The following is a 23,595-nucleotide window of genomic DNA, read 5'->3' on the forward strand; positions in this document are numbered from 1 at the left end:
TGGAGTTGCAGCTAACAATCCTGCGATTTCAAGTGTGAAGGGGAGATAGGGAGTAGTGACTGTGGCTAATCACCCTCGTGCTGGGCAAGCTGCTCAGCAAAGCGATTTGATTAATGTTGCTCAGTTGACGTCGCAATATTATGTATTGCAACCTGATGCTGAAAATCAGGACCATGCAGTCAGGTTTGGGACGTCGGGCCATCGTGGCAGCTCATTGCGCCACAGTTTTAATGAAGCGCATATTCTGGCCATCGCGCAGGCGATTGCTGAAGTTCGCCATCAGCACGGCATTACTGGCCCATGTTATGTGGGTAAAGATACCCATGCGCTGTCTGAACCGGCCTTTATTTCGGTGCTGGAAGTGCTGACGGCGAATGGTGTCGATGTTGTGGTGCAGCAAGATAATGGCTTCACTCCTACCCCGGCGATTTCTCATGCCATTCTTTGCTATAACGCGCAGGGTAAAAATTTGGCCGATGGCATTGTCATCACGCCATCCCATAACCCCCCTGAAGATGGCGGTATCAAGTACAACCCACCGAATGGCGGCCCGGCTGATACTAATCTGACCTCGGTGATAGAAAAACGCGCCAATCAGTTACTCAGTCTGAAGTTAGAGGGTGTCAAACGTCAAACGTTGGATAAGGCCTGGCGCGGCAACCATCTGCGTGAGCAGGATTTGATTCAGCCGTATGTTGAAGGTTTGGTCGATGTCGTTGATATTCCTGCTATTCAGCAGGCTGGTCTGAAATTAGGTGTTGACCCACTAGGCGGTTCAGGTATCGCCTACTGGCAGCGTATTGGCGAACATTATAAGTTAGATCTGACGTTAGTTAATGATTCTATCGATCAGACTTTCCGCTTTATGCATCTGGATCATGATGGTGTGATCCGCATGGATTGCTCATCAGAATGTGCGATGGCGGGCTTGCTGGCTTTACGTGATAAATTCGATTTAGCCTTTGCTAATGATCCCGATTACGACCGCCACGGTATTGTGACGCCAGTTGGCCTGATGAACCCGAACCATTATTTGGCAGTATCAATCAATTATCTGTTCCAGCATCGCCCACTATGGGGCGCTGATGTGGCGGTGGGTAAGACGCTGGTATCCAGCGCGATGATTGATAGAGTGGTGGCTGATTTAGGCCGTAAATTGGTGGAAGTTCCGGTCGGTTTCAAATGGTTTGTTGAGGGTTTGCACGACGGCAGCTTTGGATTTGGTGGTGAAGAGAGCGCTGGGGCATCTTTCCTGCGCTTTAATGGCAAACCTTGGTCGACGGATAAAGACGGTATTATCATGTGCTTGCTGGCCGCTGAAATCACCGCGGTTACCGGCAAAAATCCACAGCACCATTATGACGATTTAGCGAAACGCTTTGGCGCACCAAGTTATAACCGTATTCAAGCGCCAGCAACCCAAGCACAGAAAAACGCCCTGTCCAAGTTGTCACCAGAAATGGTGACAGCCAGTACGCTGGCTGGTGACCCAATCACTGCCCGTCTGACGGCTGCCCCAGGTAATGGCGCATCCATTGGAGGGTTGAAAGTGATGACCGACAACGGCTGGTTTGCTGCGCGTCCATCGGGTACCGAAGACGCCTACAAGATTTATTGTGAAAGCTTCTTAGGCGCGGAGCATCGCGAAAAGATAGAGCAGGAAGCCGTCGATATTGTCAGTGCAGTATTAGCCGGTAAATAGCCATTACAGGTAAGAAATAGCGCCAGTTGGCGCTATTTCGCCAACACCCATATAAGCAAAAAAACAACGGCGATACTCGCTGTTGTTAATATTCGACAGTGACCAAGCCGCCAGAAAAACTATCCATCGGTATTGGGGATTTTAAATATTTTATATTGGATTGATAGGCTTCTTTGGGAGCAAAAGAAGAGAGCGCCTGAGTAATATAAGTTATGTCAGGCAAGTTATCACCAAAATAGAAAGATTTTTCTTCATACATTTCTCGCAATGCATTATTCTTCTCAATAAGTACATTAGTCAGGTTTCCCCTTGTTATTTGTTCAAAATCAGGTGTTTTTTCACAAAAAACATCAGAGAGTTCAGTTTGATAAGAATCACCAAAATCTTTTATCTTGCTCAATGCAGCCATTAATTTTTCAGAATCTCCATTGTATTTTTTCACTATATTATTAATCATTACTGCATGAATTTTTTTATCAGACTCACTGCCATGACTAAGATACGATTTCGTCTGTAAGTTTTTAACTTTATAGCCATCTTCAGAATATTGGTCTTTGATGACAATGACCAGGTTATTAGGATGTTCTTCGGTACTCGATATCATCAAGTGATTGCCATAACGATTAAGCTTTAGTTGGTGAAAGAAATAATCGTCAATGCTAATTGTATTTTCTTCGCCACTGTATTCAACTATCATATTAATGCCATCATAAGCAGAAAAGACATATAAATCATTGCCGGTTCCACCAGCTAAATAGTCATTGTTTTTTTGTCCCTCTATTCTATCGTTACCTTTTCCACCAAATATTATATCATTGCCGCGCCAACTGCTTTCACTGGCAAAACAGGCAAAGGCATCCGCATCGCCGTGTAGTTCATCGTTACCATCACCACCATCCAGAATATCATTGCCAGCACCACCGGCTAAGCCATCATTGCCTTCCCCCCCAATTAAAATATCATCACCCTCTTGACCAAATAGGGCGTCAAAAGAGGCATGACCATAGATAATATCGTTTCCGGTGCCGCCCCCTAAGTTATCATTTTTATCGCCACCTTGAATGATATTGTCACCCTTGCCGCCGGTGACCACATTTCTCATATATTTATGCCCGACGAAACTATCATTATCTTTCAGTGTGGTTTCTTTAGAGGGGGGGGGTATTGGTGATGAGGTGATGTGCTGAGTAATTTGGTAGGTCTTCTCTGGTGAGCAAAAGATCTTTATCGGGGCCGTCGTAAAAATTTTCTCTTTTGTGGGTTTTTGTTAAGGTTAAAAATAATTCGTGCTTGACTCCCTCTTTATCGCGGATCATGATGGATTTAATCAAGAATTGACCATCTTTAATTACATTGTGCTTTTTTATAGCATAGATGTCACCGTTTTTATCCCGGAATTTTATAGTCAGTGTCGAGTCCGAATATTCGAAGAATATTTTTTCAGGTGATATATAATCAATAAAAATAGATTCAGAATTACCATTCTGTATTAATTCTCCCAATAGTGGCGTTTTTCTACTATTTGATTTTTTTGTATGTTTTTGCAAGATGAAATCCTTTTATCTAATGTTAGACATTGTGTCTGATTTATATTTTATAAAATCAGCTTATTTAAATAAAGTTCAATGACATTATTATTCATTATTTTTTAGTGTGAAATGTTTTATATCTTAATTGATATTAAGCAAGACATGTGTGGTGTGGAATGTATTATTAAACATATGGCTTATATTTAAAGAAGATGATTTTATACAATACGGTTAGTGGCTCAGTTCACTAGTCCATTGTTTTGAGGTCATATATAATGTTGCATAAGATAAAAATCACCCCAATGCCACCATCAATGCACCCGCAGTAATGAGTGCCACACCTAGCCCTGCAATTAATGAAATCTTTTCGCCAAACAGGATAAAGGCCAGAATCACGGCAAAAACCACACTGAGTTTATCAATGGGCGCAACTTGTGAGACATTACCATTCTTGATGGCCATAAAATAGAATAGCCAGGATAACGCCCCCGCTACACCACTGAGCACCACAAAAAGTAGCGCTTTTTTATCGGCTAATACGGTGCCGACCAGATTGAATTTTCCCTGAACCACCACCACGCCGACCAAAAATAGCGCCATCACCACAGCCCGCACGGCGGTTGCGGTATTGGCATCCAAATGTTGCAGGCCGATTTTACCGAAGATGGCGACTAAAGATGCTGAAACAGCGGACAGTAGGGCATAAATCAACCAAGTGCTCATAATAAATAAGACCTATTATCATTAAAAACCTGATGCTACGCCGTTAAGTTTATTTTTCATAGCCTTGAGAGGGATTTTATAGTGAATAAACCGTTACGGAATAAAGCGATAACCCACCCCCGTTTCTGTTAATAAATGTTTAGGGCGGGTAGGGTCGGTTTCTAATTTTTGACGCAAGTGGCCCATATAAATGCGCAGATAATGACTGTGTTCGACATAATTTGGCCCCCAAACTTGGTTGAGTAATTGGCGTTGGGTAATGACCTTACCCGCATTTGCCAATAATGCTGAAAGTAACCGAAATTCAATCGGGGTCAGGTGGAGGTCAACACCGGCACGGGTGACTTGGCGGTTAATCAAATCCACGCTGATATCTGAAAAGTTTATCAGCGGGCTTTCCTGGCTGCCCCCACTGTGACGGCGCAAAGCAACTCGCACTCGCGCCAGTAATTCACTGATACCAAAGGGTTTACTGAGATAATCATCAGCGCCAGCATCCAGTGCGGCCACTTTGTCTTCTTCATTGTTACGGGCCGATAACACAATAATCGGGATGGCGCTCCACTGACGTAAATCCTGAATATAGGTCAAACCGTCACCATCCGGCAGACCCAAATCTAAAATAATGAGGTCGGGTTTACGGGTTCCGGCCTCAATCAGGCCGCGTTGTAGGGTTTCACTTTCAAATACGCGCCAGCCTTCACCCTCCAGCGCAATTCGAACAAAGCGCCGGATCTCTTTTTCATCTTCAACAATTAGGATGTTAGTCGGGGATATCGTCACGTTTCCTCAGTATCAATGTTTTCACTGTCAATTTCCGGGGCTTTCTCCAGTGGCAAGGTAAAGTGGAAGCTCGCGCCGCCATCTTGACTTTTTTCCACCCAGATACGCCCACCGTGTACATCAATAATGGCACGGCAAATGGCTAAACCCAAGCCCACCCCCGGAATAGCTGACTCTTTGTTACCACGGGAGAATTTATCAAAAATCAGTTGTTCCTGCCCAGTTGTGACTCCGGGGCCATTGTCCCAGACTTCGACATTCAGCCACTCGCCTTGCACCTTGGCTCTAATCCCCAATAATGCTGCGTAACCGGCGTATTTATGGGCATTTTCAAGTAGGTTAATAAACACCCGCTCCAACAAGCTGCCATCACAGTTGATTAACACCATTTCATCCGGTAATTCGACCTTAATTTGATGATGGCTTAATGTGGTTTCCAGCATATGCAGGGCGCTGCCGACGATTTCTTCCAGTGACTGCCACTCTTTGCGCAGGTTAAAACCGCCCGATTGAATGCGGGCCATATCCAGTAAATTGTTGACCAGCCGGGTGGTGCTCAGCACTTGTTGGCGGATTTGATTGGCCTGCGGCGCATGCCGTGAACCTTCGGCAGCCAGATCCAGTGTCAGGATTTCCGCCTGACCGAATAACACGGTTAGCGGCGTACGCAAATCATGGGAAAGTGCCGCCAGCAGGGAGTTGCGCAGTTGCTCGCGTTCCGCATCCAGTTTGGCCAATTCGGCGCTGCGAGCCAGATGCAACCTTTCCAGCGCGTTGGCAATCAAGCTGGTGAAAGTCTGTAGCAAGCGCTGCTGCTCCGGCACCATAAGCTGGCGCAGGTTGGCCGGTTCAATCGCCAGCACCCCGTAAGTTTGTTTTGATGCCGTCAGCGGCAGCAATTGATAAGGTACACCCGGCAAGGTATCGGTACCCGCGCCAGCTGGCGCACCTTTGTCAAAGCTCCAGCGGGCAATGGCCTCATCGACGGAAAGCGCGCCTCCTTCATCGGTAGTAATTTGTTGTAAGCGCCCATCTTCTTGTGGCAGCAGCAGGTCGGTTTTGGCCTGAAAACTGCTGGAAAGAAAATGACGGCTGGTTTTGGCAATATCTGCTGGGGTGAGGGCGCGGCTTAATCCGCGTGACATTTCATACAGATGTCTGGCGCGTTGCTCGCGGTAGCGGGCAATTCTGGCTTGATAACGCACCCCGGCTGTTAGGTTCCCCACCACGATGCCAACAATTAGCATGACGCCAAAAGTCAGTAAATACTGCACATCAGTAACCGCCAGTGACCAGTGCGGTTGGACAAAAAATAGATCGAAACTGACGACATTGATAAATGCGGCCAAGACGGAAGGCCAGCGGCCATAAAACAGCGCAATAATCACTACGCCGAGCAAGTAAACCATCACCAGGTTGGCTTGGTCGAACCCCGGTATTAGCCACTGTGATAATACCGTGATCAGCGCACACAGGCCGATGGCCGCGACACAGCCGCGTAATTGCATCCGCCATTTTTCAGTGAAAGTTCGCGAGTCGGCCTCTTTCACGACATTGGCGGGGGTATCCCCCTCCAGTGCAATAATGACCAAGTCTAAATCCGGCCCGAGTTTACCCAGACGGTCGGCAAAGCTGCCACGCAGTTTCCAATGTTGTTCAGTGCGGCGGCCAATAATGATTTTGCCCAAATTATGTTCGCGGGCGTAACGTAATATCGCCCGCTCTTCACTGGGTTCCGATAAAGTTGCGGTTTCAGCCCCTAACTCTTGCGCCAGTTTTAGGGCGCGCAAAATGGCGCGACGTTTGGCTTCCGGCAGGCCGTGCAGCCGTGGGGTTTCAACATAAACTGCATGCCAAATGCAGCCCAATCGCGCCGCCAGCCGGGCTGCGGTCCGCACCAGTTTTTCATTGCCGCTGTTGTGGCCGATACACAATAAAATAGCATCGCGGGTATGCCAAACACGCTCGCGCCCCTGAGTGTCGCGAAAGGCGCGCATCTGGTCGTCAACCCGATCCGCTGTGCGGCGCAGAGCCAGCTCGCGCAGTGCAATCAAATTACCCTTGCGGAAAAAATGCTCAATAGCGCGTTCGGCCTGCCCTGGAATATAGACTTTCCCCTCATTGAGCCGTTGGCGGAGGTCATCAGGGGGAAGATCGACTAAGACCACTTCCGTGGCCTCGTCAAACATATGGTCGGGTACTGTTTCCCGCACCCGAATACCAGTGACGCCACCGACCACATCATTCAGACTTTCCAAATGCTGCACATTGACGGTGGTCAGCACATCAATGCCCGCATCCAGCAGCTCTTCAACATCCTGCCAGCGTTTGGGATGGCGGGAGCCATGGGCATTGCTGTGGGCCAGTTCATCCATGAGGATAAGGGCGGGGTGGCGGGCGAGGGCGGCATCCAAGTCAAATTCACGAACCTGCCGATTACGGTGATGAATCCGCTTTGGTGGCAGGATTGTCAGCCCTTCCAGCAAGGCGGCGGTTTCACTGCGCCCGTGAGTTTCGACAACGCCGACTAACACATCCAGTCCCTGCGCCCGCAGGCGCTGGGCTTCTTGTAGCATGGCGTAGGTTTTGCCCACTCCGGCGCAAGCCCCAAAAAAGACTTTTAGTCGGCCACGCGATTTTTCATTCGCGGCCGCAAGCAGACTGTCGGGGTTTGGGCGGGTTGGTTCTGCATCCACCATGTTATGTCCTTAAGATTTTACCGGAGTAGCTGGGATTTTCACGTGACTTTGGGCATCCAGTGCCATGTTCAGGTTTAGCACGTTGACAACGGATTCACCGAAGAAATTTGGCGTTGCTTTCTGTACATTGCCATCAATCAATTGTTTGACCTCAGACAGCGGCATTTGACGAATGCTGGCAATGCGTGGAGCTTGATAATAGGCTGCTTCCAGTGAAATTTGCGGGTCGAGACCACTGGCGGAAGCGGTCACCAAATCAACTGGCACCGGCCCTGTTTGTGTTGGGTTTGCCTGGCGCAGTAATTTAACGCGCTCACTGATGGCTTTATCCAAATCCGGGTTGCTGGCAGCCAAGTTGCTGCCGCCGGACGACATTGGATTATAAGGCATATCGGCGGTTGCCGATGGGCGGCCGGCAAAATAACCCGGTTGAGTAAAGTTTTGGCCGATCAAGCGAGAGCCGACCACCTCATCACCCAGCATCACCAGTGAACCATTCGCTTGCTGTGGAAACATCAGTTTTGCCAGCCCAGTGGTCAACAGAGGATAAGCTATTCCGGTGATAAGTGTCAGTAATATCAGCAAAACCAATGCAGGGCGCAGGTAGGACATGCGGCTTGTGGATGACATATTCGTGGTCGATGACATCTTTTATTACCTCAATTTGGGTCTTAAAACCGGCCACCCAAGGTGGCAGTGGTCGTGACGAAATACATTATTGTCTTAGTTTACATTAAGCGGCCTTAGGCCAGATTTAACGCCGTCAGCACCAGGTCGATGAGTTTGATTCCGACAAACGGCACCAGTAACCCGCCCAGACCATAAACCCACAGATTGCGGCGCAGTAAGGCGGCGGCGCTCATCGCCTTGTAACTGACTCCTTTTAGCGCCAGCGGGATCAGGAACACAATCACCAGCGCATTAAAGATAACCGCCGACAATATTGCCGAAGCCGGTGAATGTAATTGCATTACATTCAAGGCGTTAAGTTGCGGATAAGTGGCCGCAAACGCCGCCGGAATGATGGCGAAATATTTGGCGACGTCGTTGGCGATACTGAAAGTGGTCAGCGAGCCACGGGTCATCAGCATTTGTTTGCCGATATGCACCACTTCAATCAACTTGGTCGGATTAGAGTCCAAATCCACCATATTGCCCGCCTCTTTGGCGGCTTGAGTCCCGGAGTTCATCGCCACCGCCACATCTGCCTGTGCCAGTGCCGGGGCGTCGTTGGTGCCATCGCCGGTCATGGCCACCAGTCGGCCCTCTGCTTGATATTGGCGAATCAAGGCCAGCTTAGCCTCCGGTGTGGCTTCGGCCAGAAAATCATCGACTCCAGCTTCAGCCGCAATCGCCGCCGCAGTCAGGCGGTTGTCACCGGTAATCATCACCGTTTTAATGCCCATTTTGCGCAGTTCAGCAAAACGTTCTTTAATTCCGCCTTTGACGATATCTTTCAGCGCCACCACCCCCAGCACCCGAGGGCCATCAGCCACTACCAGAGGGGTGCCGCCGGTGCGCGCCACACTTTCCACCGCATCTTCTACCGCGCGTGGGAAGTGACCCTGATTGGATTCCACATGGCGGCGAATTGCATCGACCGCACCTTTGCGAATCATTCGGTCTTGTACATTCACGCCGCTCATGCGAGTTTGTGCTGAGAAGGGCACAAAGGTGGCATTCAAGCTGTGCAAGTCGCGTTCGCGCAGGTTAAAGCGCTGTTTAGCCAGCACCACAATACTGCGGCCTTCCGGGGTTTCGTCGGCCAGCGATGAGAGTTGCGCGGCATCCGCCAGTTGTTGCTCGGTCACTCCCGGTGCGGGTAAAAATTCTGATGCCTGGCGGTTACCCAGCGTGATGGTGCCGGTTTTATCCAGCAGCAGCACATCGACATCACCGGCAGCTTCGACAGCGCGCCCGCTGGTGGCTATCACATTGGCCCCTAACATGCGGCTCATCCCGGCCACACCAATGGCGGATAACAACCCGCCGATGGTGGTGGGGATCAAGCAAACCAGCAGCGCCACCAACACGGTGATGGTGACCGGTGAACCGGCATGGTTGGCTTCAACACTGAAGACCGAAAATGGATATAAAGTCGCGGTCGCCAGTAAAAAGACGATGGTCAGTGCCACCAACAAAATGGTCAGCGCCACTTCATTGGGGGTTTTGCGCCGTTTGGCCCCTTCCACCATGGCTATCATGCGGTCGAGGAAAGTCTCGCCGGGGTTAACACTGCACTGAACCACCAGCCAGTCTGACAGCACCCGAGTCCCGCCGGTTACCGAGGAGAAGTCGCCGCCGGATTCACGGATAACCGGCGCAGATTCACCGGTAATGGCGCTTTCATCCACCGAGGCTCCGCCCTCCAGCACTTCACCGTCGCAGGGCACGGTGTCACCGGCTTCAATCAGCACCACATCACCTTTGCGCAGACTGTCAGCGGAGACTTTTTGTTGCGGCGCATCAAAGCGGGCTTCGGTCAGTTTTTTCGCCCAACTGGTTTTTTTTACTCCGCGCAGACTTTCCGCCTGCGCTTTGCTGCGCCCCTCGGCCAATGCTTCGGCAAAGTTGGCGAACAGCACGGTAAACCATAGCCACAGGGCAACACTGCCGGTAAACATGGCGCTGCCGGTGGTCTGGCCGCTTAAGATGGCCAGCCAAATCAGGGTGGTCAGCCCACTGCCCAGATACACCACGAACATCACCGGATTGCGCCACTGGACGCGCGGATCCAGTTTCTTCACGGCATCAAGCAGCGCAGTGCGAACCAGTGCTGGCTCAAAAATTGCGCGTTGTTTGCGGGTCATAGTTATTCTCTTCTTTGGGTAGTAAAATTAAAGTGTTAACCAAACTTGTAGATGTTCGGCGACCGGGCCTAAAGCCAGAGCTGGGATAAAGGTCAATGCGCCCACCAATAATACGGTGCCCACCAGCAAGCCGATGAACAGTGGCCCGGCAGTAGGGAGGGTGCCGTTGCCAGCCGGTTGCCGTTTCTTCGCCACCAATGAATTGGCAATCGCCAGCACCGGCAGAATCACCCCGAAGCGACCCAAGAACATCGCCGCAGCCAGTAGCAGGTTATAAAACGGTGTATTGACACTGAGGCCAGCAAAGGCGCTGCCGTTGTTATTGGCCGCTGAGGAAAGGGCGTAAAGCACTTCACTAAAACCATGCGCACCGGGGTTAAGAATCCCTGCACGACCAGCATCAGTACAGAGCGCCAGTGCGGTGCCTAACAGCACGAGCGTTGGCGTGACCAAAATCGCCAGCGCGGTCATTTTCATATCAAATACGTCAATTTTCTTGCCGAGGTATTCAGGGGTACGACCAATCATCAGCCCGGCAATAAACACGGTCAGCAGCACGAATAACAGCATGCCGTACAAACCGGAACCGACGCCTCCAAACACCACTTCACCAATTTGCATCAACCACATGGGCACCATGCCACCCAGCGCGGTAAAGGAGTCATGCATGGCGTTAACCGCACCGCAAGATGCTGCAGTGGTGACCACGGCATACATGCTGGTCGCCAGGATACCGAAGCGGGATTCCTTACCCTCCATATTGATATTGCTGTCGGCACCCAACAGCATCAAATGCGGGTTCCCGGCCAGCTCGGCGTACATCACTACCACCACCGCCACCACAAAAATCAGTGACATGGCCCAGATCAGTGCATGGCCCTGACGGTTATCCCCGACCACTTGGCCGAAAGAAAAACACAATGCGCAGGGGATCAGGAAAATCGCCAGCATTTGCACAAAGTTGCTAAACGCCGTCGGGTTCTCAAACGGATGTGCGGAGTTAGCACCAAAGAAACCGCCGCCATTGGTACCCAGCATTTTGATGGCTTCTTGCGAGGCCACCGGCCCCATCGGCAAGGTCTGTTTTACCCCCTCGAGGGTGGTGATATGCAGGTAACCGTCCAAATTCTGTAAGACGCCTTGACTGACAAGAACCAGCGCAATGAGCAGTGAAATTGGCAATAAGACATATAAAGTGATGCGAACCAAATCGACCCAAGCATTGCCCAGTGTGCTGGCTGAATGGCGGGCAAATGCGCGGATCAGCGCAAAAGCCACCGCAATACCGGTAGCCGCTGACAGGAAGTTTTGTACTGTCAGACCGGCCATTTGGCTCAGATAACTGAGGGTATTCTCCCCGCTATAGGCTTGCCAGTTGGTGTTAGTGACAAAACTCACCGCAGTATTCAGCGCCAAATGCCATGATAGCCCCGGCATATTTTCCGGATTCAGTGGTAACGAGCCTTGCATCATTAATAGTGCGAACAGCAGCACCACGCCCAGCAGGTTAAAACTGAGAATGGCCAGCGCATATTGCCAGCCGTTCATTTCCTGGTTTTTTACCCCACTACAGCACCATAAACCGGCCTCGACCTTTTGTAATGGCGCGAAAGGTTCACCCTCAATAAGACGCGCCAAGAAACTTCCCAATGGACGGGACAGCACCAACAACACCAACATAAAGCTGGCAATAAGCAGAAATCCTGATGCCGCCATTTAAAAGTCCTCCGCATTAAATAAGGCATAAACCAGATAGCCCAGTAGCAGCAGAACCAGCAGCGCACCACAAATGATGCTGACACTCACGATATACCTCCACAGGTCTTATTTTTTGATAACCCAGTTTTTTGATGATCAAGTTTTGATAACCAAGTTTTGATAACAGCAGCTTAGGAAGTTGTAAGAAAAGTTCTTGATAAAAAAGCGGTGAGAGGTGTAAAAAAAGTATAAAAACGGTCAATAAATAACCAAGAAGTGAGTGTAAATCACTCAGCGCCGATGTAATCTAGTCAATCGAGTTATCTGGATCGATATTTTTTTGGTGAATGTGTTCGGCTTTCTAATTCACAGGGTTATTAGCCTACGTGAAACAAATTATAAAATTAAATTAACTTACCTGTAACAAAATTACAGAATTGGTGGTTTTTTTGTGCTTTTTACATGATTCAGTGGTCGGATGAGTGGTAAACTTTCAATCAATGCGGTAAAATTTTGTCCAGTTACCAATTTTGTTTATTTTACTTTCAACGCCACGCGGTAATCGGCCCTCTGCGAATTAGGGCTAGCGGTTACATAAAGGCGTTTTAAAGGAGGGTTATTATGTCCATGTACAACGCATACCCATTGCATCAGGTTATCTTGCGTCGTATCGCAGTGATTCTGATGGGGTTATTGGCGCTGCCAGTGATGCTTTTCCGCAAAGACCGCGCCCGCTTCTATAGCTATCTGCACCGTGTCTGGCTCAAAACCAGTGATAAACCCGTCTGGCTGGCACAGTCTGAAATGGCGCCGCAAGATTTTTATTGATCTAAAAGAATAGTTCAACACAAGGCCCGTGAACATGATGTGTTCACGGGCCTTTTCATTGATGCACTCTTTCAGCATTAAATAATGACCAACCCATATTATAAACCAATTCTTAATTCGAATTCATTCGCAATTAAAGTGCTTATATTTTATTAATATCATTATTATTTATTTGATTTTAATTCAATTACCATTCTTTATGATGCAGCATAAATCTGCTAAGCATGGTTAGCTATTAATTGTATATGGAGATAATATGGAGATTTACGTACAGACAACATCGTTAGTCAATTATAACAAAGGTGTTTTTTCACTCTATTTTGTTAGTCAAAATCAGCAGCAAATGGCAAAGGGCATGGCGGCTAAAAACGATAGCGAACTTGAGTTAAAACAAGTTGTACATATGCCAGCATCCGGTTTTATGTATATGGTATCAATGGTAAAGAATATGCTAGAAGATCCTCGAATGCAGCAGGAAATTGACAATATGATTAATGCCAACTTATTACCACTTAGTGGTGATGGGGAAGGTAATGATGAAATTAAAAGTGACGGAGAAAAAACACTAAAAAATAAAATATAAGTTAATGGAATAATAGGTTGGTGGTTGGTAGTGATAAAAAATAAATTCACATCGCTAGAATCATCCGAAATACAAAAAATAATGGGTGGAGTAATGCTGTTAACGCAGCGTTCTCCGCTGCATAGAGCTTATTTTGTTTCGGAATGGTTTCAGCAGATTTACCCGGCGATTATATTAAATCAATTTCGTTATTATGAAGATGAACAGGGTAACCCACTTGCATTTTGCAATTGGGCGTTTTTATCTGAAAAAAACATGAACGAAATACTTTCAGGTGAGCGTGATATTAGAAAAGAAGATTGGCAGTCTGGCAGTAATATGTTTTTCCCAGAAATGATAGCCCCTTACGGTCATGCAAAAATGATGGTAACTGATTTGCGCAGGAATATACATTCTTCCAGAAAGGGAGAAAGGGTGTGTGCTATCCGGGGGCAACTCAATAAACAATGTTCTTCAGATAAACCCAAAATCCAATGGTTTAAAATTTAACTTAATAAGGATATTCCATGAGTAAAGCATCTAATCGAAGTGCAGAGTATTTTTTTACCGGTGTTTATAATGGCGATGATAGTAATAATGATATTGATGCGATCGGTCTTGGTGGAGTGATATATGCCCGTGGCGGAGATGATGATATTTTCGTCGGATCTATTGCTGCAAAGGTCGAAACTGGGAGCGGTGATGATACGATAAAAGGAGGAGCAGCATATCTGGAGGTTTTAGATACTACGGGGAAGTTAACCGTGAACGGTGGCACAGGGGCAATGAATATCATTAAGGAGGGAGACGGTAATATTGATGCCACTGTAGTTTCTGGTGCTAATATTATAAACCACACTGGAAACAGTGGCAGCATGAATGTTTTCGCTATAGGTGCATATAATAAGATTACTCGTAAATCAAAAGGCTATGGTACTAATGGCAAGTTAACATTAGACGATATTGTTTTAGGGGATGCTCGCTTTGAAAATGAAACGCTTGGTATTAGCACCGGTAAAGTTAGTGCTGTAAAAAAGGAGGGTTACTATTTATATGTACACAGGTATCACCATGCTGGTGATGATTTTAAAGCTTTGACTAAAGTGTACCTATTTCAGGATAAAAAAACAGGAGATGTAAAAACTAAAAAAACTACAACTATATTTTCGTTTGATATAATATCAAACAGGTGGTATAGAACTTCTGGAGATGGTTATGGCTTGAATGATTTGGTTGATATTAATTATAATTTTAAAGCAACAAAGATAAAAAATGAGTATTCAGGTGAGCTGTCGAAAGAATGGTTTGGAGGAGACAGCATACTGTTGAAATATAAAAATGAACTACTTTTAAAAAAGGATAATTTAACATTAAATGCAATTAAGCTTTCAGATGGTAACTCACTCTCGGCAATTAAATCAACAGGTAAGCCAGGTGCTTATTATTTTGTGAGTAGAGATTATATTTATGAAATTGTAATAAGTGATGCTTATACGCGTGTCAATATTGACGATGAGACGATATTGACACCCTGTCAGGGAATGAAAATTATACCTTATCAACGTTCCGTACGAAAAGGACGGATTTATACTCCCAACGCTAAAATAAATAAAATTCCTGATGGATTAGTAGAACGTACTGGCTCTGCTAATATTGGTCGGTATAGACGCGTTGTGAACACGGCCAATGTACCGACTATTGACAGTATTTCATTTAATATTAATAAAGAGGTTATGGTAGATAAACAATTAAATAGACTAAAACCTAATGCAGTAGCAAATATCACAAATATGAACTTAATTAACTCAAGTGATGATATAAACTTTGAAGGGGGAGGTATTGCCAATGTTATCGAGTCTGATGTTGTTACTGGAAATGTTACTTTTACAGGTGGCGGTGCAGCAAATATCATCACCCATGCAGCAGTTAAAGGTAATACCGATTTTACCGGTGGTGGGATAGCCAATATTATTGTTAAGAGTGGCTGTGAGGGCAACCTGATATTTAACGGCGGTGGGCTGGCTAATGTATTAGTGCATAAAAGTCAAAAAGGGGACATGAAAGTTAATGCTGGTGGTGCAGTTAATGTCATGGTGCGTCTAGGTAATGGTCAATATGATGTCACACTGATCGCTTTAGGTAATATTTCTGTCCACAGTGGTGATGGAAATAGTATTGTGAAGATGCTAGGTGGATTAAATACGCATACTCAAATTGGCGATGGAGAGGCTTTCTGGATTGCTGCTGGCGGTTTAAATGTGCTGACCAAAAAAGGACAAGGGTCACTGTTTTCTGTCGTCGGTGGTGGTGGCAATGTGCTAACCAGCATGGGTCAGGGGGATTTGACCATTATTGCTCTTGGCTTGGGGAATATCATCACCCATATTAGTGATGATGAACACCATGCCAGGACAACTGTTATTGCTGTAGCGGCGGCAAATATCGTGACTAAAAAAGGCCGTGGAGATATGCGAGCTATTCTGGCTGGCGGCTTGAATGTATTAACCCATATTGGTGGCGGGAACACCAATGCTATCATGTTAGGTGGCGGGAATATTCTAACCAAAGTAGGCAATGGCAGCGCTAACGGTATTATGTTTGGCTTAGGGAATATATTTACTCATGTGGGGGATGGCCAGACTTTAGGTGTGATGGCTGGCGGTGGAAATATCTATACTAAAGTAGGTGATGGAACCACGATTGCAGCTATGCTTGCCGCCGGTAATATTATGACTCATATAGGGGATGGTAATACCTATGTATTAATGGCTGCTTTAGGAAATGTGATAACTAAAGTCGGTGATGGTGATCTTTTAGCGTTAATGATTGCCAAAGGAAATATTCTAACCCAAGTAGGTAATGGCCAAACATTTGCTTTAATGCTGGCCAAGGGGGGGAATATTCTCACTAAAGTTGGTGATGGTGTGACATTAGCGGCGATGATCAGTATTGCTAATGTGATGACCCACATTGGTCATGGAGAAACCTTTGCGTTAATGATCGGAAAGGCAAATATATTTACCAAGGTAGGTTCCGGGCTGACTGTTGCCGTCATGGTCGGAAATATAAATGTTTATTCTCAGATAAATAATCATAAAAGTGAATCTATAGGTATCGGGGTTTTCATTGGTAAGCTAAATGTAATGACCAAGGTTAGTGATGGAACTGCACTCGCCATTATGGTCGGCAAAGCGAATATCATGACCCATATTGGTAACGGTATTACTGGCGGAATAGCCTTAGCTAAAGGGAACATCATTACCAAAGTCGGCGATGGTTTTATGGGTATTTTGGCAAAAGCGGATGGGAATGTTATCACTCATGTGGGAACAGGAATAACCGCGGTTGTATTACACGGAAAAGGTAATATTCTCACTAAAGTGGGTAATGATACTACTATTGGTTTATTAATATCCCAAACTGGCAATATTATGACCCATATTGGTAATGGTATGACCATTGGCATTGCTAAAGGGAAAGGAAATATCATTACAAAAATAGGTAATGGTACTGGCATCAATGCAGTGTGGGGAGAACTGAATGTTATTACTCAGGTTGGCGATGGCGATCGATATAATTTTGTCAAAGGTAAAGGTAATGTTATTACTAGAGTAGGAAATGGTCAGGAAGTCACTATAACAAAAGGTGATGCTAATATTGTTAGTGCTATAGGGGATATTGATAACTATACTTTTGCATGGGGTAAGCAGAATATTATTACTGCTGTCGGTAGCGGCAACAGTGTGGTAGTGGCGAAGGCCAATAATAATATTGTGATGAAAGTAGGTGATGGAGATGTCTACAATGTATTATGGGCAGATAATAATATCGCTACTACTGTCGGCGATAGCAATACAATAACCGTTGCTAAAGGGAAGATTAATATCACGACAGATATTGGTGATGGGTTAAATGTTACCGCTGTTTATGGTGATACCAATATCAATACTAAAATAGGTGATGGTACTTCAGTTAATGTTGCTTGGGGTAAATATAATGTTAACACCAAAGTTGGTGATGGATTAAATGTTGCGGTGATGAAAGGTCAAGCCAATGCTAATATCAATGTTGGCGATGGTTTATCTGTAGTCGCAATCTATGGACGTAATAATGTCTCTATCAAAGTGGGTAATGGAGATTATTATAGTTTATCTGTAGCATCCAGTAATACACAGAGCAATAAATTATCAGCATTGTTTGGTAACATAAAACAAAATCTGCTGGGTCGGTCAGGTAGCCAGGCGATTGACTATCTGGTTAATGGCAATGAAGGGCAGACGACCGGATTCAGAAATGGCCATGGTGGCTTTAATTTACCAGAGGTCAATAATCTTAATGGTTTCAACTTAAATGAGACTGCGGTCAGTAGTAGTTTTGAGTCTGAAAGTGCAGCTTATGATTTTAATGCTAAAAGCGATAATGTGACTAATATAGATGCACCCAACTTAGAAAGTACAAGAAATAATGCATCAAAGGCGTTAGGTGGTTCTGATGATACGTCAATAAAAGACGATGTTCAGCACTCTGAAACTCATTCTGAAATTGAGAAAAAAGTTGGTGGAGATAAGGCTCGGGCAGAGGACGATGCTGAACAGTTCCAGCGATATAAGGATAAGCAGACTGAAAATGCGTCTGTTATCCAGTCGCAGATAGAGGGTGCTGATAAAGCGGCTTTAGCAGCCACTGGTGCAGATTACCAGCAACAAATGGAGCAACAGGCAAATGAATTATTAACTGAGCAGAAAAGAATAGGTAAGAGCATTAAAGGTATTTCTGTTGATGAAAATACAGAAACGGGAGAGAGTTATCGACAACACTTTGCTGAAACTCTATTAAAGGACGTAAACGAGAAACTCGGCGAATCTTTAAAAACTGCGCATGATAATTTAGATAAGTCTCAAGCTAAAGCTAATGAGTACAAATCTACGATGAATGACGCGATTGCTCAGTCTGAGTCTGCATTAGCAAAAGGTGAGCAGGATAAAAATAAAGCAGATGTCGCAAAAGCCACTGCTGAGTTAGAAACAGAGAAAAGAAAAACAGAGGCTCAGCAACAGAACACAAAGGCTAATGAAGCAAATAGAAAGGCTCAGGAAGATGTCGTTACCGCTGAAAGCTGTGGTGAGGGCCATCTTAAAGAGGCTAATAACGAGGCGGATGCTGCGGCAAGAGAGGCTAAAAGTGTTAAACGTAGTGAAAGCGATACACCCAAAAATAGGCGGGAGGCTGGGGGCAGCGGTCTGAATCAAAGCCAAAAAGCCTACCATACCGATGTTAAAGAGGTCTCTGATGCTTCTATTTCTCCTGATGAAAGTTTCATTCCTGATAGACAACCTTTGGCTCCCGCTGATGGGAGAATTACCAATGAAATATCCAATAGTTCGGCGGTAGAAGAGGGTCTTACTACAGGTCAGTCAAAATTAAGGGAGCAGTCATTAGTTGCGACGGCAAAGAGCAATACGGATTATCCAGATATAGTTAACCATTCGTTTTTGATGAATTGGTTTCGTAAGCAAGGGATGGGAAAATACAGTCATCACAAAAATGATAAAGCACTATCTTTTGATTTCTCACAAACTTCGGCAATATTATTTCCTAGCAAGATGACTATTCTTAAACTAAGTAAACAGCATGTAACTCATGGAAAGGTTAAAAGTGCAATGGGTATGTGGTCAGGCGTTTGTTTCGGATTGTCAGCCAAACATATAATAGCAGTTCGTAATTATGGTCCGGAGGGAGCGAAAGACTATTTTTCTTACATTGAAAACCTGAATAAGGTGAATTCTAAAAATGCTAAGGATATCATTAATAGTGATGTTAGAAACACATATAATAGATTTTCTCTCAGTTATGATAAAAAAACGCGTGATATGGATTTAGTCAGTACTTTAAAGTTGCAAGACAGTCAGTCTTTCTACTCAAGTGCCGAGATTATTGATGAGATATATAATTTCGAGAAAGAGCATAAAAATGACAAGGTTAATACTAAAAAACACCTTGGTGATTTGAATAAATTTATGGCCCCATATGGTTTAACAAAAAAACCAGGTTTTGATGAAAAAATATTAAGCTATTTCGGCGAGACCGCAAGTTCTGCGGAAATATCTGATCGGATGGTTGAGCAGTTTAAACTTCAAAATATCGAAGCTAATAATGATTATGGTGGGGAGCTAGCGAGATATGGATTAAAATCAGTGAATATAAATGACGCTCTTAATCCATCTAAAGAAGGCTATGTAGACACGATGGGGAGGTTGGAGAATCCGACAGAAGATACATTTGTTGCAATACAATCAAAAGATCATGCTATGTCTATTGCTATCCATAAGAAGGAAGGTGGCCATATCTGGTCGTTCTTCGAACCTAATTATGGTGGTGTTTCATTTCATGATTATAAATCATTTAAAGAATTTATGGATGGCTTTACAAAGAATAGAAACTCATATGAGCCGAGTGGGAGAAAAGATCAGCTTTTTGCTTTAGAATTTAATATATTTACATCAGATAAAGAAATTAAAAAAATTGAGGGTGTTTGGGATTTGCGGCGCAGAGGTAAGGATACATTTATAATCAATGAGTTTAAAAATTCAGGGGATGTATTTAAATTCGATAAGAAAACTAATGGGAAGGTTATTGACTTTACCACAGGTAAAGATGCTAAAAATAATGATAGTATAACCTCAATTACGATTGAATTATCAGATAAAAACAATAATTTCACCCACAGTATTAAGGTGCAGGAATCTGATATTGTCAGTGCCACCAATAAACTAACGCCTTACGTTAGTAAGATAAATAAACTGAAGGGCAATAGACACTTACTTATGATTGCGGATCAAGATAGTGTTCGCTTCGTTAATAATGATCCTTTGGGGCAAGCAGAAGATGTACTAACCGTACCATTATCCCGCTTAAAAACTTTGGGTGATGGTGAGTATAACCCACTAAAAATCAACGAATCGTATAACAGACCGGTGACGGAAGATCAAGTGAATGACGGCAGCCGATACCATTCCCAAATTATTGTTCAATTAGAAAACGACCCTATTGTCGCTGAAGCGGCGGTTAATTTAGCGGCCAAACATCCAGGTTCTATTTTGGTTCAGCTTGATTCAGATGGGCAGTACCGAGTGGTAGCGGGCGATCCTGCTTCATTACAAGGTCATCTTCGTTGGCAGTTAGTTGGCCATGGGCGTGATGGCAAAAATGGTCAAGATAATCAAACCATGGCTAATGTCTCTGCTACTGAATTAGCCAGCAGAATGAAACGTTTTAAAGATAAACTCAATAATGATTACCATATCAAAAGCACGCCAAACTATATTAGCCTGGTAGGATGTTCACTGGTAGATAAAAGCAGACAGCAAGGTTTTGCCCGACAATTTATTACGGAATTAGGCCAGCAAGGCATTAAAGCTGATGTTGCAGCACGAAATACTCGAGTCCTTGTTAATGAGCAAGGGCGTAAAGTTACACTGGATGATAATGGCAACTTAAAACACAAAGTGGGTAGTGATAAAGTCATATTACGGCTGAACAGTGAGGGGCAAATAGAAAGTATTACAGAAAAAGTCAATAACAATGTGCACTTGGCTGAAATCGATATTCATCGCGTTGGTGCTAAGGATATTGATTCACCCGCAAGTGGCGCTATTGGTCGTAATACAGAAGAGTTTTCCCCGCCAGAAAGGAAACAAAGGATTGATACTGTAGCCCCATCTACTGATAATGATCAGGCGGTAAGTTACGCTGGTAATATAAATATTCAGATTGGTGATGATGAATTTACCTCGATCAATTGGGGTACCTCAAATCTGGGTATAAAAGTCGGTCATGGTGGATTTAAAACCTTAGCGTTTGGTGATAATAATATCATGATCCATATTGGTGATGGTATGAGTAAACACAGCGTTAATATTGGCGGTTATCAGGCCTTTGAAGGCGTACAAGCATTTATGGGGTCTCGCAATATTAGTTTTAATTATGGTCACAGTAATGACTTGATATTTATGACAGAAAAAACCGTGCTATCCCCACCATTAGTTAATCCATTTGATGGTGCGACACGAATCTGCGTTGCATTAGAGAATATTGCTACTGAAGGGTATGGTGGTGATTGGTTGCAGGCCCAAGCACAGCAGTGGACCTTCTCTGGTGCGAAACAATATCTCAACGACTTATCTGCATTGGACAGTACCAGTAATGTGGAATATCACAGTTTGATTGAAATAGATTCTCAACTTATTCGTAGTGGACGTGGCCTAAAAAGTGATATTAATGCGACATTGAATAAGAAATATAACCAATGGTTAGGAAAGCCATCTACTACAGAAGATAGCCATCAGGTAAAAACAACCAAAGCAGATAAGTTGCGTAAGTTAAATGACACTATGGTCTTTAATATTGCAGTCGGTGGTCAAGGGGCCGATATCATTGTGACCAACAGTAACTGGAACTTTACTTTTGGCGGTAATATTCAATCGATTATGGATATTAATTTGGGTTCGTTGTTTGCTATCAGTACCCAGCAGGTTACCCGGTCGGGTAGAGTCAAAACCACCATGACTTATAGTATTGATGATATGCCAAGGCAGATTCAAAATCAGTTAATTGCTAAATTATCATTAGTCGAAAGTGATATGACGTTAGGTGATGTTTTTGGTGTTGATTATGATGCTGCGGGTAATATTGTTTCCCGTACCGGCGAAGATATCGATGGAGAAAAAATATTAAAAGAAATGATAGAGGTTGTGGCCGAATTTGGTGGTGAAAAGCTTAATGCACTGAGTGATCCGCAGAAATTACTGAATGACTTAAAAGCGAATTTAAGTATGGGTGAAAATGCGATTACCTCTTTCGCCCAAACTCATGGTTTGCAAGACCAGGCTCCAAATGAAGGAGATGAGACCGCGACTGTTAATGCATCGGGGTCCAGAACTACCCAGCCCCCAGAAAGTACAGATCAGGCATTTGGTTTCAGTTCTCTTAATTTACCTAACCTGTTTGCTACGTTATTCAATAAAGACAAGCAAACTGAAATGGCGGATAGGGTCAGTAATCTGAAACAGAATATGGCCCAAGATCTGCTTAATATGGAAGAGAAAACGTTCGATTTCTTGCGTAATAGCGGTTATCTACGTGGGGATGGCGACCTGAATTGGTCATTGGGGAATTACAACTTCACACTGGGCGGGCATGGTAACGATTTAGGTGCTTATCTTGGCGATAATAACAACTTTTGGGGTGGGCAGGGAGATGATGCATTCTATGGCATGGGGATTTCCAACGTTTTCACCGGTGGTCAGGGCAATGATACTGGCGTCTTGATGGGCCGTGAAAACACAATGTTTGGCGGGGCAGGTGATGATACTGCTGTTCTTGCTGGGCGGATAAATCATGCCAACTTGGGCGCCGGTAATGATAAAGCATTTATCTTCGGTGAGGCTGGAACTGTCAACATGGGGGATGGGGACGATTATGCCGTCGTCGCCGGTCATTATAATCGCACTGACGGTAAGCAAGGTCAGGATTACGTTGTTCTTATGGGCAATAATAATGTTGCTGAGTTAGGGGAAGGCAATGATTACGGTGTCGTATTTGGTAATGAAAATAGCGTGTCAGGAGATCAAGGTAGCGATACGATAAAATTGATGGGTTACTCAAGCGTCATTATGGGCGGTGATGGGAATGATCATCTGATTGCCGACGTTATTTCAAAATTCAGTGAGTTTTTGGGCGGCGAGGGTGATGACATGCTTGAACTCGGCGGCTATCAGAACAAATTTAGCGGCCTTGATGGGGTTGATAGCTTTGTCGTCAGCACATCGGTGATTGATTGTACGGTTACTGATATCAGTCGCGAAGATAAAATTCTGATTAATAATGTCAGTTGGCGTGACTTGTGGCTCCAGCGCAGTGGTTATGATTTGACCATTTTAGTCAGACGGCCAATTGCTGATGATTCGGCACAAGGTGATTTTGAGCGAGTGGGTTCAGTGACCTTTAATGATTACTTTAATGGTAAACGCGCCGCGATTGTGGTGAGTGATAAGGGAGTCAATGGCTCACCTCATGGCTATGAGGCCCTGACAGATTCCGCCATTGATGGCTTGGTTCAGAATATGAACAACTTCCCTGTATCTGATGGAAAATCCAGCTTTATTGGGCAAATGGATACTCAAATACAACAAAAAATAGCTGGGCTGTGGGCTAACACTACCCTGTGTGCGTCATAGCGATAAAGCCTATTGATAGCGCGTTG

The 23,595-nt window shown here is 44.9% G+C and carries 14 protein-coding genes; 5 read left to right on the forward strand and 9 right to left on the reverse strand.

Translation table 11 applies throughout. From position 1 onward, the window contains the following. Positions 1–61 precede the first annotated feature (61 nt). A complete protein-coding gene (gene pgm, locus OP863_RS06465) occupies positions 62–1,702 on the forward strand; it encodes a phosphoglucomutase (alpha-D-glucose-1,6-bisphosphate-dependent) (RefSeq protein ID WP_145589751.1) in 1,641 nt (546 codons plus the stop codon). A gap of 85 nt (positions 1,703–1,787) precedes the next feature. Here the strand turns inward: pgm and OP863_RS06470 are convergent, their stop codons facing one another. From OP863_RS06470 to OP863_RS06510, 9 genes are all read right to left on the reverse strand, one after another. Then, a complete protein-coding gene (locus OP863_RS06470) occupies positions 1,788–2,804 on the reverse strand; it encodes a calcium-binding protein (protein WP_265525993.1) in 1,017 nt (338 codons plus the stop codon). A 46-nt stretch (positions 2,805–2,850) separates the two neighbouring features. Next, entirely contained in the window at positions 2,851–3,249 is a 399-nt protein-coding gene (locus tag OP863_RS06475) for a hypothetical protein (protein WP_265525994.1), read from the reverse strand. A 276-nt stretch (positions 3,250–3,525) separates the two neighbouring features. Beyond that, positions 3,526–3,954 (reverse strand): EamA family transporter, encoded by a 429-nt coding sequence (locus OP863_RS06480; protein ID WP_145509446.1) that lies wholly within the window; start codon positions 3,952–3,954, stop codon positions 3,526–3,528. Positions 3,955–4,047: 93 nt separating this feature from the next. Next, positions 4,048–4,737 carry a two-component system response regulator KdpE gene (gene kdpE, locus OP863_RS06485; protein ID WP_145509445.1) on the reverse strand — a complete coding sequence of 230 codons (690 nt, stop codon included), beginning with the start codon at positions 4,735–4,737 and terminating at the stop codon, positions 4,048–4,050. Then, entirely contained in the window at positions 4,734–7,436 is a 2,703-nt protein-coding gene (kdpD, locus tag OP863_RS06490; RefSeq protein WP_145591856.1) for a two-component system sensor histidine kinase KdpD, read from the reverse strand. The genes kdpE and kdpD overlap by 4 nt, the downstream gene beginning before the upstream one ends. Positions 7,437–7,445: 9 nt before the next feature. Continuing rightward, positions 7,446–8,084, reverse strand: a complete 639-nt coding sequence (gene kdpC, locus OP863_RS06495; RefSeq protein WP_265525995.1) for a potassium-transporting ATPase subunit KdpC — start codon at positions 8,082–8,084, stop codon at positions 7,446–7,448. Positions 8,085–8,179: 95 nt separating this feature from the next. Continuing rightward, positions 8,180–10,246: a potassium-transporting ATPase subunit KdpB gene (gene kdpB / locus OP863_RS06500; RefSeq protein WP_265525996.1), complete on the reverse strand. Its 2,067-nt coding sequence runs from the start codon at positions 10,244–10,246 to the stop codon at positions 8,180–8,182. 27 nt (positions 10,247–10,273) lie between these two features. Beyond that, the gene (kdpA, locus tag OP863_RS06505; protein WP_265525997.1) at positions 10,274–11,962 is read right to left on the reverse strand and encodes a potassium-transporting ATPase subunit KdpA; all 1,689 of its coding nucleotides are present in this window, start codon (positions 11,960–11,962) and stop codon (positions 10,274–10,276) included. Next, complete coding sequence (locus tag OP863_RS06510; protein WP_032819844.1) at positions 11,963–12,052, reverse strand: K(+)-transporting ATPase subunit F; 90 nt, start codon at positions 12,050–12,052, stop codon at positions 11,963–11,965. Between the two features lie 513 nt (positions 12,053–12,565). On the opposite strand from OP863_RS06510, the gene OP863_RS06515 reads away from it, so the two are divergent. The 4 genes from OP863_RS06515 (at position 12,566) to rtxA (ending at position 23,569) form a co-directional block, all read left to right on the forward strand. Continuing rightward, positions 12,566–12,772: a YbfA family protein gene (locus tag OP863_RS06515; protein WP_038634697.1), complete on the forward strand. Its 207-nt coding sequence runs from the start codon at positions 12,566–12,568 to the stop codon at positions 12,770–12,772. A gap of 256 nt (positions 12,773–13,028) precedes the next feature. Beyond that, on the forward strand, positions 13,029–13,355 hold the full coding sequence (locus tag OP863_RS06520) for a peptide chain release factor 1 (RefSeq protein ID WP_265525998.1): 327 nt from the start codon (positions 13,029–13,031) through the stop codon (positions 13,353–13,355). A gap of 30 nt (positions 13,356–13,385) precedes the next feature. Then, positions 13,386–13,844, forward strand: a complete 459-nt coding sequence (locus tag OP863_RS06525; protein WP_265525999.1) for a toxin-activating lysine-acyltransferase — start codon at positions 13,386–13,388, stop codon at positions 13,842–13,844. A gap of 17 nt (positions 13,845–13,861) precedes the next feature. Further along, entirely contained in the window at positions 13,862–23,569 is a 9,708-nt protein-coding gene (gene rtxA, locus OP863_RS06530; RefSeq protein WP_265526000.1) for an MARTX multifunctional-autoprocessing repeats-in-toxin holotoxin RtxA, read from the forward strand. The last annotated feature ends 26 nt before the right edge of the window (positions 23,570–23,595 follow it).

Source organism: Yersinia sp. SCPM-O-B-9106 (C-191) (genome assembly GCF_026183365.1).
Lineage (GTDB): Bacteria > Pseudomonadota > Gammaproteobacteria > Enterobacterales > Enterobacteriaceae > Yersinia > Yersinia rochesterensis.

Bases quoted from the DNA above. Each gene is read 5' to 3' on its own strand.
- OP863_RS06470 (WP_265525993.1), bottom strand. From the start codon at position 2,804: ATGAGAAATGTGGTCACCGGCGGCAAGGGTGACAATATCATTCAAGGT.
- OP863_RS06480 (WP_145509446.1), bottom strand. From the start codon at position 3,954: ATGAGCACTTGGTTGATTTATGCCCTACTGTCCGCTGTTTCAGCATCT.
- kdpD (WP_145591856.1), bottom strand. From the start codon at position 7,436: ATGGTGGATGCAGAACCAACCCGCCCAAACCCCGACAGTCTGCTTGCG.
- kdpC (WP_265525995.1), bottom strand. From the start codon at position 8,084: ATGTCATCGACCACGAATATGTCATCCACAAGCCGCATGTCCTACCTG.
- kdpB (WP_265525996.1), bottom strand. From the start codon at position 10,246: ATGACCCGCAAACAACGCGCAATTTTTGAGCCAGCACTGGTTCGCACT.
- kdpA (WP_265525997.1), bottom strand. From the start codon at position 11,962: ATGGCGGCATCAGGATTTCTGCTTATTGCCAGCTTTATGTTGGTGTTG.
- OP863_RS06515 (WP_038634697.1), top strand. From the start codon at position 12,566: ATGTCCATGTACAACGCATACCCATTGCATCAGGTTATCTTGCGTCGT.
- OP863_RS06520 (WP_265525998.1), top strand. From the start codon at position 13,029: ATGGAGATTTACGTACAGACAACATCGTTAGTCAATTATAACAAAGGT.
- rtxA (WP_265526000.1), top strand. From the start codon at position 13,862: ATGAGTAAAGCATCTAATCGAAGTGCAGAGTATTTTTTTACCGGTGTT.